Origin of the sequence: Zobellia roscoffensis, from assembly GCF_015330165.1 — a bacterium.
Lineage (GTDB): Bacteria > Bacteroidota > Bacteroidia > Flavobacteriales > Flavobacteriaceae > Zobellia > Zobellia roscoffensis.
Map to the genome: position 1 here is coordinate 1,235,684 of NZ_JADDXT010000002.1, position 13,577 is coordinate 1,249,260.

Here is a 13,577-nt window from a genome sequence, read left to right on the forward strand (position 1 = left end):
GGTTCTATTCTTTGATCAGTTTATATTCCTTGGTTTCTGAGTTATTTTCTAAATAAAGTTTTAACACATACACCCCTTTGGCCATATAGGCCATATCAATTTTATACTCTAATTGGGTGTTTTCTATTTGCTGACTTATAACCCGTTGGCCGTTTACCGAAAACAGTTCTATGCCAAAAACCTTGTTCTGACTGGTAAAAACAGTTACTTCTTCTATAACCGGGTTGGGGTACACTAAAATATCCGAAGGTTCTTCACCTGGACTCAATGGGATTACCAGAATTCCCCTTCCGGCCCAAAAACCTTGATCTACAGAATCATCATTAACGACCAGACCCACAATGGGCTCTCCTATAGTAAAACTTACCGAGACATCTGCGCTTGCCATTGTACCACCAACATTACTAATAACACTGCGGTCTATTGATTGGGCAAATGAAAATGTAGCACTTACCGTTAGAAAAAAGAAGAGTAGTTTTATTTTCATTTTAGTTCGTTTTAAGATTGATGTTTTTCTGAGCCTAAGGTTAACGCGGGTGCAGAATAATTATCTCCCTTTTTTAGTTTTCGAGAAGTCCGATGAGAATTTATGACTGGCAAAAAGAAAAAGTAACACTACCTCAATACCCAATAAGAATAGCGGATGAATAAAGTCTACTTGGGTAAAAGGGATTCAGAAAAAATTAATGACGTATTGGCTAATAAAGCGGCGAGTAAAAAAATGTAGTTTTCATAGGTGTGGGATTAAAGCATTGGTATTATTACCCTTAACTAGACTAATTGAAGCCAGACGGAATTAGTAAACTATCTCGGGGCAAGCCTCGGAGCATTAAATCTCGATTATCGTGTAAAATTTTTGATTGGGAAATTCTAAACTCGAAATACCACATACCTATCTACATATAAAGCCAAGATGTTCAAATTGCTAAAAAGAAGTATGTGTAAATTAATCAGTTCCATCTGTTTATTCTTTATGTCAAAGACAAGCCCTTGCGGCAAATAGGGGGAAACTAATTTGGGAAGATTTAGAAGAAGATATACACATGTTGATACATTGCTTCATTAAAATCAAGGACAATATACCAGTAAGCGTTATTTTACTAAATTAAAATTGTACAACTGGAAGCTACTTGTGTATAATCTGTTTAAAAAGGAAAATATAATGTATGCCTTACAGCTATTTTACGTCAGGCTGTTTTACACCTTTTTTAACACTCGTAATTGCTAATGTCCAATTATCCGAAGCCTTATACCCCTTCATGATATTGGGGGATTTAATGCCTCCATATATGCCGCTTGCAAAAACACCTACTCCCAGTAAAACAAATGAAACACTTTGTGAAAAGCCAGATAACAGGACAGATAAAAATAGGCCAACTGTACCCATGTGGAAAAATTTGCTTTAACCAAAATAGTAAGCGCTAAAGGGTTTTTTCTTATAATACTGATTTCGTTTAAGCCAATAATAATACCATTTACCTCAATGGTATTAGAATTTAGAATACTGAATTTGCCTTCCAATTTTTCCCCCAGCTTGGTAACTAACTTTACTCTTCGGTGTTCTTTTAAAAGCACTTCTTTATTAAGGGTTTGATTTACAATACTCAATACTTTTTCTTGACAAAGACTATTTTGGCAGATTAAAACAAAGAGTAGTATTAGAACAAGTGTTTTCATTTGGTTTGTTTATCAATCAAATTTGAAAAGAGTGTTTATCGTGCAAGATGAGTACTACAGAATCTTAACTGTACCATTATTTATTATGTCGAAAAACCTAGCTGACCAACTCATTTATTACTGAATTCCTGCAAACCACACCTCATATTTTTTACCCAAAATAGGTACTGGACCTTCTTTGCCATTTAAAGCATTCATAAGTGCCATTACCCACATATATAGCAGTACAAAAATGCCCAATATGTTTATAATCCACCCTAAAATTGGTATCACACCAACAACTCCCAAAGCCAAACCTGTGATACATAGCCCAATAGACTGCCTTATATGATAACTGGCAAATTCTTGTTTCTTTTCATTGTTCATTACAAAAGCAGCCACCAAACCAATTATGGTTACATAGGCCAGAATGGCCATTGTTTTATCGTTTTCTCCTGTTGTCGTAACCGTTTGAGCTGCATCTAATTTTGTGTCTGTATTTTTCATCTTTGAAAACTTTATGATTCTAATTAGTTGTTACACTCTTCTTTATCAATATCTGCTTTGGCTTCCTTTAGTTCTTTATCAATATCTCCTCTACTAGAGGTTGGTATACAATCATACACATCTGCAACAGCATCAAAATAAGCTTTAGCCGCACTTTTATAGTCTGCACAATTCTCTGCCGTAGGATTCTCACTATACGCCTGTACCGCATTAGACCAAGACTGTAGTTCATCTGTGTAGCCTTCCGCCCAATTTCCTCCAAAGCAATTTCCTGCTGGGTTTAATGGGTTGTCTTTACTACAACTATAGGTGAACATAATTGCTACACCATAAACAGCTAAAAGAATTGGTTTTTTGAAATTTTTCATAATCATAATTTTATTTGTTATTCAATTACATTTTGTAGTGTTCTCATTCGGAAACACAGGTCCTTTAGAACTTACTACAAGCATTAATGTCATACCTAATAAAAAGTTAACACCCTCAATTAAAAAAAAATAACAGACACATTTTTGGGGAACTTAAATACAATTGCAAATATGAAGAAGAGGGTAATGATGACTTTACGGGACTAGGAAACAATAGCGCATTAAAAAAGCCCGTAAATAAATTTTCGGGCTTTTGTTCTATATGATACCGCCAAACCGTACGGTCCTTCTAATGTATCAAAATCGATTAGTACCAGAAAGGGTGCTGATTCAGGTAGTTCCCCCGAAACCTATAATCGGCAATCACCTTTCCAACATGTTGAATAGGAGACCCCAAAATGGTTTCATCAGACGGACTATACACGTTCTATTTCATAACATGTTGCCTAGAACCGTACCTTTTTGGATTGGCAGTTTCATAAAATTGTAAGATGGTTCCCCATATGCAGATTGTGTCTAGTTATTGGTTTGGTATTTTTGATGTATATTTTTACTAGTGCTATACGCTATTTAATATTGGCAAATTACCAATCGGGGGGTGGTAAAAATAAGCATTTTCTTCACACGGCACACCATAAGACCCGATAATTGTTCAATCTAACTCCATCATTCGTAGAATGTTACAAATAACACAAGTGCACGGTAAATTCAAGACTAAACAACACCCCTATTGTAAGTTTAATCTTTTCTTTTTGTAAGCCCTAAATTTTTTGTTTACATGTACCCTATTACCATCAGAGTTTTTAAAAGACAAATTCATGCTTCCACTTATCGCTTTTTGACTAATAGCGGTAATATGTACAGCACCCTTATAAATAAAATAAGGTTTCTCATCTAAGTCCGTTATATTAATGAACCCGAACACTCCATTAAACTCCCTTAAGAGACTATTGGAGTTTCCTGTAATTTCATGTCTTCCCAATATGGTATTAATATCTTTCGTGGGTTTTGAAATATCCATCTCAAAAAGCTGCTCACCCTCCGTCTTATCAAAGTCTGCTTTTATCTTTATGTTCGTAAATGTAATACCATTTCTAGTTACTGTAGTATTTGATTCAAAGACCAAAGACTGTTCTAAAATTCTGGTAACGCTATCATTTATTGCCCTACTATTTAGAGTATGTGTATTCTCTATAAGAAAAGATGGCGACAACGTATGGCTCACTCCAGAATTAAAAAAAAAGAAAACTGAAAGGACCAACCAAAAACTAGCTTTGGTTCCATTAAGAAAAAAGTGAAATAGTATACTATACATAGTTTTACTATTTTTTAGAATTCCGTATCGACTCTTCTTGAGCGATTAGAGTGTTGTCAACAAACTGGTCCCCAATGACCAAATCGTTATCCGATTTAGTTATCTCATTTGTATCCGTCAAAGCTGCCACTACTAATGTAATGACAAGTAATGCGAACATGAACATACATTTTTTCATTGCTTTTGTTATTAGTTTTACCTTATAAGGGTTTGCTATAAAAACCTGGGGAAACATTAATAACCATGAATACTCATAGGGCTAAAGTAATGTTGAACATCCTTCAGAAATAATTCTTATGTATAAATGGTATATTTTTCTGTATAAATGGTAAATGCCTTATTTTAACAGGGTTCATAGCGACTTTAGAAGCTTTTTTTATTTATAAACAGTACTAAAATCACTCTATAAGACACCTTCTTGACCAATTTTGTCACTTTTTATACCAAACACACTTTAATTATCTCCATCGGTACATCTTTGTTATCATAAAACATGCCATACGGTTAAATTTGTTTACTTTACCTTAAAGTATAATTCTATGATCGAAGCCGTAATCGTTGATGATGAAATAAAGGCACTACAAAGCCTTTCTTGGGAACTAACCAATTTTAGCGATGAAATAAAGGTAGAAGCGTCCTTTACAGACCCCTTTGAGGCATTGACCTACTTAGATAAAAACACACCGGACTGTCTTTTCTTGGATATTGAAATGCCAACGATGGATGGCTTTCAATTCATTCAAAAATTAACCAATAAAAACTTTCCTGTAGTTATCACTACGGCTTATAACCAATACGCTATAAAAGCTTTAAAGAACGAGGCCATAGATTATCTCCTTAAACCTATTGATACAGATGATTTAAAAGAGACTATTGCCAAGATCAGAAAACACAACGCTAAAAACTTTACGGCAGACAGATTAGAAAGGCTTTTACTGAACTTTAATTCTAATGCAAAGCACAAAAAAATAACTTTCAACACAGACGGGAAATTAGTTTTTCTAGATAGCGATGAAATTCTTTATGCGGAGTCCGACGGGAATTATAGCACCATATTTTTAGCAGATGGACACAAAATTGTCCTTACCAAAAAATTGAAAGAAGTAAACGAACTATTACCAGCCGATTCTTTTTTTAGAATCCATAATTCATTCATTATCAACCTTACCAAAATAAAAGAGTTTTTGAAAACCGATGGATATGTTATTTTGGAATCCAACCATAAGATTCCCGTTTCCAGACAAAAGAAATCAGATTTTCTGGATATGCTCTAAAATGATTAATGCATTCGCAAATAAAAAATAAAACTATCTCGCGTTCCAGATGCCTTTTTCATTTGGCCAAATTATATATACTCCTATTTGGTCTACTATACACCAACATTGGTAATAGTCAAGACATTCCGGAAACGTTCAAAAAAACCGTAGACAGTCTAGTAAGCGAAGCTCCAAAAGATTATTTGGACATACATTCCGTAATGAAAAAGCACAAGACAGATACGCTTCTTATGCGCTATTTCTCTACGGTTTCATTAGACAAAAACTATACTTCGGGCCAAATCTATTCTTACAATGAACTGGGGAGGGCCTACCGCAACAAGTCTCAGTATGTACACGCTGTTGAATTCCATAAAAAAGCATTGAGCATTGCCGACAAGGCAAACGATATAGAGTTTAAAGTGGCCAGCTTAAATGATCTGGGGGTCGTTTTCCGTAGAACATCTTCTTTGCGTACTGCTATGGATTACAACCAACAGGCTATAGAATTAGCAGAAACCGTAAAGAAGGAAGAACGCTCCAAAAACTTACAAAAAAGTATAAACGTTTCACTCAACTCCATTGGTAACTTATACACTAGACTTGACCAGTATGGCCAGGCCATAGATTACTTTAAAAGGTCCCTGGTTCTAGAAACCGAATTGGGCAACACTTTAGGCATGGCCATTAATTATGGTAATATTGGTAATTGTCTTGAAGCTATGGGCCAGTTAGACGAAGCTCTTGAAAACTACCGTACTTCCCTTGCCTATAACGAAGAAATCAATAACGATATGGGCCGTGTCATCTGCAAAACGAACATAGCTAAAGTATATTTAAAAAAGGGACTTATAAAAGACGCAACTAAACTTCTAAAACCCATCTTGCCTATTGCAGAAAAGACATCAGATGGTTTTCTCATCTCACCTATATACATAAACCTTGGATGGGGAGAGATGGAAACAGGAGATTATGTAAATGCAGAAAAAAATATAATGGAAGGCCTGCGGGTAGCAGAAAAATTCAATCTAAGGAACGAATCCGCAAGAGCAAGCCACTTACTCACCGAACTTTTCCAAAAAACTGGTGATTACAAAAAAGCACTCACCTATAATTTAAAAGCGACAGCGCTTGACGAAGAAATCGTGAATGAAAATACCGTTCGTTACGTAAATGATATCATTTTTAGATACGATTCGGAGAAGAAGAATAGCGAAATTCAAATTTTGGCAAAAGAAAATGAAGCAGTTCAAATGAAGCTTCGTACTAGTCGTACTACCCTTCTTATTGGCGGTATCGCCTTGGCATTATTGGCCGGCATTTTTTACATACTCTACAGACAATATCAACTAAAAAATGAAAAAAAGGTGCTGACCTTAGAGCAGAGTATGTTGCGAAGCCAGATGAATCCGCACTTTCTGTTCAATTCTTTAAATTCCATAAAACTGTATATTATTAATAATGAGCAAAAAAATGCAGTTCATTATTTGAATAAGTTCTCAAAATTGGTGCGAAAAATTCTTGAAGCATCCTCTATGCGCGAAATTCCGTTAGCGGAAGAATTAGAAACTGTAGAGTTATACATGAACATAGAAAACATCCGTTTTTCAAATGAAATAGATTTTAAAATTAGAGTTGCAGAAAATATAGATACGCACACCGTAAAAATTCCATCTTTAATCCTTCAACCCTTCTTGGAGAATGCTATTTGGCACGGTCTTTCTCCAAAAACAGGTGAAAAAATCGTAGACCTGCGTATTACAAAAGACAAACTAGATTTTATTCATATTGCCATTTCAGACAATGGTATTGGCCGGGTTGCAGCAGAAAAAATTAAACAGAATAAAGTGCTAAAACGAAAGTCTGTTGGAATTGATATTACCAAAGAACGGCTAGCTAATTTCTCAAAAGACCTGCAAAACTCTTTTGATGTAGAAATTGTAGACCTATATGACGAAAACCATAAACCCTTAGGAACAAGGGTAATACTTCACATTCCTACGATTTAGAATGTTCTGCGGCAATTTGTTCCAATTCTTGGTACCATGCTTCGCCAAACTTTCTAATGAGTGCTTCCTTCACAAATTTGTAAATAGGCACCTTAAGCTCATCGCCTAAAGCACAAGCAGGATCACAAATATTCCATTGATGATAATTTACTGCTGTAAGCTCTGTATACTCGCGTATACGAACAGGGTACAAATGGCATGAAACTGGCTTCTTCCACTTTACTTCTCCTTGGTTATAAGCCTCTTCAATTCCGCATTTTGCAGTTCCATTGTCCGCGAAGACCACATAGGCACACTCACTATCGTTTACCAAAGGTGTTTCCCATTCACCATCATCTCCCTTTACAAAAGCACCCTGCTCTTCTATAGCTTCAATACCTTCCTTTCTAAGAAAGGGCTTTACTTTACTATAGATATCTACAAGAATTTCAGTCTCTTCATCCTCTAAAGGAGCGCCTGCATTACCGTCTACACAACACTGACCCTTACAGGCCGAAATATTACAGACAAAATCGTTCTCGATAATTTGTTCTGACACTATTGTTTTCCCCAATTGAAACATACCCCAGGTTTAGATGGGCAAAGATACTTTTTAAAAGGATTATTAACAGTAATTTATTCTATATCTATGCTTAAAATCGGTTTAATTAAATGTAATTTTGCGAAAAATTTTAAGGTATGGATATACAATTCGATCTTCGAGAAATTGCAACCGCTACCATGGTACTTTTTGCCGTTATTGATATTTTAGGAAGTATCCCTATAATTATTAGTTTACGAAAAAAAGTAGGGCATATTGAATCTGAAAAAGCTTCTATTGTCTCGTTGCTTATTATGGTTGCCTTTCTTTTTGTTGGAGAAAAAATATTAAAATTAATAGGCATAGATGTGTATTCTTTTGCTGTAGCGGGTTCCTTTATTCTATTTTTTCTTGCTCTAGAAATGATATTGGGCATTACGCTTTATAAGGAAGATGAGCCCGAAAGCGCATCTATAGTCCCCATTGCCTTCCCATTAATAGCAGGTGCGGGAACCTTAACTGCATTACTTTCACTACGGGCTGAATTTAGAGTAGAGAACATCATTGTTGCCATTGCGCTAAACACTATTTTTGTATTCCTAGTTTTGAAGTCTTCAAAAAGAATAGAAAGAGTCCTAGGCCAAAATGGATTAAACGTAATTAGAAAAGTATTTGGGGTTATTCTATTGGCCATAGCCGTAAAACTATTTGCAGCCAACGTTAACGAGTTATTCTAGGATATACAGTAAAGAATTAAAAAGTTAAAAATGAACAAGACATTGACCATAATCCTAGTTGTAGCGGCTATTGCACTTATTGCATACAACGTTACTATGATTGATTTTCAAAATCCTTTTAATGGAGATAGTACTATTGCCCTAATTGGGATTGTAGCTTCACTTTGCGCCGTGCTACTACTATTAATTTTCAGGACGAGTAAAAAAATACAACAAAAAGTACAACAAAGGGATTAATTGCTGCTTTCAATAGCTTCCGCTTCTTCTTGTTCTACTACAGGATTATCTAGTTTAAGTATCTCCTGTAACATTTTGTCTTCTTTACTTTTTATTTTTGCATGTATGTTGGCTCCAAACAGTTGTTCTGCCAATGCTGCCTTTAAGTATAGTTTAATGCTGTCTTCATAGTCATAGAAATTCATTCTTAGATTTCTACTGACAGAGTAATCTACAAATTTTTCAAAAAGAATATCATCTACTTTAAAATCATTGATGAATTCTTCTTTTGAAAAAGAATTGTATCGTTTTCTGTCACCATCTAAATGCTCAAAAATAAAATAGGAAAGCCATCCAAAGCTATCCATGCTTTCTACAGCTTCTTCTTCATTAGATCCTATTGGCACAAAAACATCTGGAATAATCCCACCACCACCATACACCACTTTGCCTTTGGGTGTGGTAAATTTTAATGAATCAGCCACTTTTATGCTGTCTACAGTAACCAGCTCACCACTGTGGTACCTATCGGTAAACTTTTTATAGTAGTCGTCATTTCCGTTTTCATAAGACTTCTGAATACTCCGTCCCGTAGGCGTGTAATATCGAGAAACTGTAAGACGTACGGCAGAACCATCACCCAACTCCATCTCCCGCTGTACCAAACCTTTACCAAACGAACGGCGACCAACTATAGTACCTATATCATTATCCTGCAGGGCCCCAGCTATAATTTCGCTTGCAGACGCAGAACGCTCATTGATTAGAACATAGACCGGTTTATCTTCAAACCTACCTTTTGAGGTGGCATGAATTTTATTGATTTTCCCTTTTTTGTTCTTGGTGAAGAGAATCAGCTTTCCATCTTTAAGAAATTCATCTGCCATTTGCTCGGCAACACCCAAATAACCACCAGGGTTATCTCTTAAATCCAACGTTAACTTCCGGGCCCCTTGCTTAATTAATTCGGACAATGCAGATTTAAACTCTTTATAAGTAGACTCCGCAAAACGATTCACCTTTATATATGCCATGTCTTTGGTTAACATATAATAAGATTCCACACTTTTTATGGGAACAATATCTCTTTTTACGTTTACGGTAAATATTTTATCGTCTTCTTTTCTATAGACCTTCAGTTTTACCGAACTGCCTTTTTCTCCTTTTAGTTTACCTACAATATCTTCACTGGCCAAGGCTTTGCCGTACAAGGTATCGCTATCGGCCATTAAAATACGATCGCCGGCTTTTATCCCTTTTAAATAACTAGGTCCCTTTGGCACTGTTCTAATAACTGAAATAGTGTCTTTATAAGGATAAAAATTTATACCAATACCAACAAAATCACCTTTCATATTCTCTGAAACACGATCCATTTCATTTTTAGGAATGTATACGGAATGAGGATCCAGTTTCTCTAAAATCTGATTTACGGTTACATCTACAATACTGTCAGTATCAATATCATCTACATACTCATAATCTATATAATCAATGAGTCTATTGAGTTTGTCTTTTTTGGAATTGGTGGTAAAGAGTTTCTCCGGTGAATCTGCAAAATGCAATTTTCCGCCAACAAAAATACCTAGGGCAAGTGCTGCAGCTATAACGGTAGGCCATATGTAGTTTTGTTGTCGTTTCATAATTATATTGCCTCGTCTACCTCTTCTTCAATTTCGGGTAAATGCACTAATTCTATACCTGCTCGTTCTAAAAATTGTAATCCCGAGTCGTCTTTATAAGCCCGTGTGTATACAACACGTTTTATGCCAGACTGATGAATTAACTTACTACACTCTCTACATGGTGATAGTGTAATATAGAGGGTTGCCCCTTCACAGGATTGAGTAGAAGAGGCTACTTTGCTGATAGCATTGGCCTCAGCGTGTAAAACATACCATTTGGTATACCCTTCTTCATCTTCGCATATGTTTTCAAAACCCGTTGGCGTACCATTGTAACCATCAGATATGATCATTCTGTCCTTTACAATTATGGCACCCACCTGTTTTCTCTCGCAATAGGAAAGCTTGCCCCATTCTTGAGCCATGCGCAGATATGCCTTATCGTATTTTGTTTGTTTTATTTTTTTCATGGACTGCGAAGATACAACAATAGACACATGTGCTAATTATCTTACCTGCAATACAACTAAGATACCCGCTTTTAAAAAGCCCAACAATAATAAGGGGTTAATTTTAAGTGAAAATACTGAGTTGCTATAGCGGAAACGTACGAATGAGCATTGGTATTGTTAGAAGTATTATTAAAATAGATGTAATTACGACGAATAGCACTTTCTTTAATTTCGTAATTGTAATTATAACCCAACTTAGTGCCAAAACCGAAACCACGATGGCAACCTGTGAGAGCTCAATGCCGGCTGCAAAGCCCAAAAGTGGCACTAATTTGCTATCCTCCTCAGCCATAAGCATTCTAAAGTAGTTGCTAAAACCAAAACCGTGAATTAAACCAAATATCAATGTAGCCAGCACATGCCCTTGCATGTTTTTAACCGTCGCCATATTGCGCATAAACACCAGATTAAAAACAGCGGTCATCATTATGGTTACGGGAATCAAAAACTCTATAAGGCTAACATCTACCGTTACGGCGTCATACGCACTTAACGACAGTGACAAGCAGTGAGCTATGGTAAAAACAGTAGCCAACAATACTACTTTCTTCCAGTTTTTAAAGGAGAATGGAACAGCCAATGCTGCTAAAAAAAGAATGTGATCATATGCATTAACATCTAATACATGATTTAGACCCATCCTTATGTAGAACAAAAATTCCTCCATTTTTGAATATCACTTTAGGCTACAACCCTCTTTCTGACTGAATTTCTTCATAGGCCTTTTGAACTTCCTTGAACTTCTCTTCTGCACCTTTCTTAATGGCCTCGTTTTGTGTATTTACGCGATCTGGATGATATTTCTTAGCCATTGTACGGTAGGCTTTTTTAACCTCGTCATTACTAGCAGATTTTTCAATATCAAGTATTTTATACGCATTGTTGACCGATTTAATGAACATAGCCTTAATACTCTCAAAGTCTCTTGCAGTAACTCGCAAATAACCCGCTATTTCACGAATTTTATTTATCTCCGGAGTGCTAACAGAACCATCTGCTTGAGCAATTCCAAATAAAAAGTGAAGCAGTTGCAAACGAACTTCATAACGAGTACGTTGGTTTAAAAACGTACAAATACGCTGTGCCGAAATTTCATGCTTTTTATTAATCTCATTAAATGTTCTAAAAATGGCATTGGCCTTTTCCTTGCCATATGTACTTACAAAGTACTGTCGTACATAATCCATTTCCCGTTGGCTAACCTTGCCATCTGCCTTTATAACTATGGAGCATAAAGACAGTAAATTCAGCTCAAAATCTGCTGGAGATACTTTTTGACGCGTCATGTCTCCAAAAACAGACTGCGCTCCGCCTCCACCAGTAATTTTAAATCCATCAATTAAGCTTCCTACTAGATATCCTAAAATTGCTCCGGGAAACCGAAAAAAATAATATCCAATAATGGCTGCGAACCATTTTATCATATCGTACAAAAAATTTTGGCAAAGATATTAAAAGCGGCAAGAAATAAGCCTCTAAAAGAATAGAGACCTTTTTAAATAAAAATAATTAGCCCACGCTACTATATGCAAAAGCTATTTTATCTAACAAAAAGTTAAGTCCACCAACTAAATGCGACAAAATAAGTATCTTTGTTAACCATATATAAAATATAATAATATGTATCCTGCAGAATTGGTAAAACCTATGAGAGAAGACTTGGCATCAGCTGGGTTTGAAGAATTACATACATCAGAAGCAGTCGAAAATGCAATCAAAAAAGAAGGTACTACTTTAGTTGTAGTAAATTCTGTTTGTGGTTGTGCAGCGGCAAACGCTAGACCTGCGGCTAAGTTAAGCTTACACAACACTAAGAAACCTGACCATATTGTTACGGTTTTTGCAGGTGTTGATATTGAAGCTGTTAATACAGCAAGAAATCTAATGATTCCTTTTCCTCCGTCATCGCCAAGTATGGCTCTTTTTAAAGACGGAGAATTAGTACATATGATTGAGCGTCACCATATTGAAGGTAGACCAGCAGAATTAATTGCCGAAAACTTAGTAGGTGCTTACGAAGAGTTCTGTTAGAACTATTTTGGTGTCTCTAAATAAGAGCGCATAAAAGAATACAAAAAACCGCTTCACAAAGAAGCGGTTTTTTATTTTTGTAGCATGCAAAAGCTACTGGCCTATCCCTTAACCTTCCTTTACATAATTCTTTTCGGATTGTGTTTGCTTGTGTATCACCCCATTCAATGGGTCTGCTTTAATGTTTTTGGGTATAACGCCCATAGAATGAGTGTTGCCTTTCTGAACCTATCACTAATGCGATCAACACATGTTTTAGGTACCACCTATGCTTTTAACAACCCGCATAACATTCCAACCAATAGACCTTTGATTATTGTTCTCAATCATCAAAGCATGCATGATATACCCCCTATTGTATGGTTCATGCGAAAACACCATCCTAAATTTGTCAGTAAAAAAGAACTGGGCAAAGGCATACCCAGTGTATCCTATAATTTAAGACACGGAGGCTCTGTACTTATTGACAGAAACGATAGTAGACAGGCATTATCCGAAATTGCCAAACTAGGCCGTTATATAGAAAAGTACAAAAGAAGCGCGGTAATATTTCCCGAGGGGACCCGTAGCCGTACCGGCCACCCAAAACCGTTTAAAGCCACAGGATTAAAGTTGCTAATGAAAAATGCACCTTCGGCTTTAATTGTACCTATAAGCATCAACAATTCATGGAAAATGCTCAAATACGGTAAGTTCCCTAATGGCATAGGAAATCGTATTACTTTTGATGTACATGACCCTATAGAAGTTAATTCTGATTTTGATTCAGCCTTAGCGAAGGCCGAACAAAGTGTGGTTTCCGGCATAACTTCTTTTAAATCGTAA

The 13,577-nt window shown here is 36.0% G+C and carries 17 protein-coding genes; 6 read left to right on the forward strand and 11 right to left on the reverse strand.

The genetic code is table 11. The annotated features are described in order from the left end of the window. Positions 1–4 precede the first annotated feature (4 nt). From IWC72_RS05290 to IWC72_RS05315, 6 genes are all read right to left on the reverse strand, one after another. On the reverse strand, positions 5–487 hold the full coding sequence (locus tag IWC72_RS05290; RefSeq protein ID WP_194529068.1) for a T9SS type A sorting domain-containing protein: 483 nt from the start codon (positions 485–487) through the stop codon (positions 5–7). An 821-nt stretch (positions 488–1,308) separates the two neighbouring features. After that, positions 1,309–1,677 carry a hypothetical protein gene (locus tag IWC72_RS05295; protein ID WP_194529069.1) on the reverse strand — a complete coding sequence of 123 codons (369 nt, stop codon included), beginning with the start codon at positions 1,675–1,677 and terminating at the stop codon, positions 1,309–1,311. Between the two features lie 117 nt (positions 1,678–1,794). Beyond that, complete coding sequence (locus IWC72_RS05300) at positions 1,795–2,163, reverse strand: DUF4870 domain-containing protein (RefSeq protein WP_194529070.1); 369 nt, start codon at positions 2,161–2,163, stop codon at positions 1,795–1,797. A gap of 23 nt (positions 2,164–2,186) precedes the next feature. Further along, positions 2,187–2,531, reverse strand: a complete 345-nt coding sequence (locus IWC72_RS05305) for a hypothetical protein (RefSeq protein ID WP_194525183.1) — start codon at positions 2,529–2,531, stop codon at positions 2,187–2,189. A gap of 727 nt (positions 2,532–3,258) precedes the next feature. Further along, positions 3,259–3,846, reverse strand: a complete 588-nt coding sequence (locus IWC72_RS05310; RefSeq protein WP_194529071.1) for a hypothetical protein — start codon at positions 3,844–3,846, stop codon at positions 3,259–3,261. 7 nt (positions 3,847–3,853) lie between these two features. Next, positions 3,854–4,006 (reverse strand): hypothetical protein, encoded by a 153-nt coding sequence (locus IWC72_RS05315; protein WP_194525185.1) that lies wholly within the window; start codon positions 4,004–4,006, stop codon positions 3,854–3,856. Between the two features lie 379 nt (positions 4,007–4,385). On the opposite strand from IWC72_RS05315, the gene IWC72_RS05320 reads away from it, so the two are divergent. Next, positions 4,386–5,120 (forward strand): LytR/AlgR family response regulator transcription factor, encoded by a 735-nt coding sequence (locus IWC72_RS05320; RefSeq protein ID WP_194529072.1) that lies wholly within the window; start codon positions 4,386–4,388, stop codon positions 5,118–5,120. A gap of 62 nt (positions 5,121–5,182) precedes the next feature. Continuing rightward, complete coding sequence (locus IWC72_RS05325) at positions 5,183–7,111, forward strand: tetratricopeptide repeat-containing sensor histidine kinase (RefSeq protein ID WP_226967952.1); 1,929 nt, start codon at positions 5,183–5,185, stop codon at positions 7,109–7,111. Here the strand turns inward: IWC72_RS05325 and IWC72_RS05330 are convergent. Further along, positions 7,101–7,673 (reverse strand): DUF3109 family protein, encoded by a 573-nt coding sequence (locus IWC72_RS05330; protein WP_194529073.1) that lies wholly within the window; start codon positions 7,671–7,673, stop codon positions 7,101–7,103. The two genes, IWC72_RS05325 and IWC72_RS05330, sit on opposite strands and share 11 nt — an antisense overlap. 116 nt (positions 7,674–7,789) lie before the next feature. Here IWC72_RS05330 and IWC72_RS05335 point away from each other — a divergent pair, with 116 nt between their 5' ends. Both IWC72_RS05335 and IWC72_RS05340 read left to right on the forward strand, forming a co-directional pair. Then, positions 7,790–8,368 carry a MarC family protein gene (locus IWC72_RS05335; RefSeq protein ID WP_194525189.1) on the forward strand — a complete coding sequence of 193 codons (579 nt, stop codon included), beginning with the start codon at positions 7,790–7,792 and terminating at the stop codon, positions 8,366–8,368. 30 nt (positions 8,369–8,398) lie between these two features. Continuing rightward, entirely contained in the window at positions 8,399–8,605 is a 207-nt protein-coding gene (locus tag IWC72_RS05340; RefSeq protein WP_194525190.1) for a hypothetical protein, read from the forward strand. Here the strand turns inward: IWC72_RS05340 and IWC72_RS05345 are convergent. The 4 genes from IWC72_RS05345 to IWC72_RS05360 form a co-directional block, all read right to left on the reverse strand. Beyond that, on the reverse strand, positions 8,602–10,227 hold the full coding sequence (locus IWC72_RS05345; protein ID WP_194529074.1) for a S41 family peptidase: 1,626 nt from the start codon (positions 10,225–10,227) through the stop codon (positions 8,602–8,604). The genes IWC72_RS05340 and IWC72_RS05345 overlap by 4 nt on opposite strands. Positions 10,228–10,229: 2 nt before the next feature. Continuing rightward, positions 10,230–10,679 (reverse strand): deoxycytidylate deaminase, encoded by a 450-nt coding sequence (locus tag IWC72_RS05350; RefSeq protein ID WP_194525192.1) that lies wholly within the window; start codon positions 10,677–10,679, stop codon positions 10,230–10,232. Positions 10,680–10,803: 124 nt separating this feature from the next. Continuing rightward, positions 10,804–11,388, reverse strand: a complete 585-nt coding sequence (locus IWC72_RS05355; RefSeq protein WP_194529075.1) for a HupE/UreJ family protein — start codon at positions 11,386–11,388, stop codon at positions 10,804–10,806. Positions 11,389–11,407: 19 nt separating this feature from the next. Further along, complete coding sequence (locus IWC72_RS05360) at positions 11,408–12,145, reverse strand: TerB family tellurite resistance protein (RefSeq protein WP_194529076.1); 738 nt, start codon at positions 12,143–12,145, stop codon at positions 11,408–11,410. A 196-nt stretch (positions 12,146–12,341) separates the two neighbouring features. On the opposite strand from IWC72_RS05360, the gene IWC72_RS05365 reads away from it, so the two are divergent. Together IWC72_RS05365 and IWC72_RS05370 are read left to right on the forward strand one after the other, a co-directional pair. Next, positions 12,342–12,752, forward strand: a complete 411-nt coding sequence (locus IWC72_RS05365) for a BrxA/BrxB family bacilliredoxin (RefSeq protein ID WP_194525195.1) — start codon at positions 12,342–12,344, stop codon at positions 12,750–12,752. A gap of 84 nt (positions 12,753–12,836) precedes the next feature. Further along, positions 12,837–13,577, forward strand: coding sequence for a lysophospholipid acyltransferase family protein (locus IWC72_RS05370; protein WP_194529077.1), 741 nt, complete (start codon positions 12,837–12,839; stop codon positions 13,575–13,577).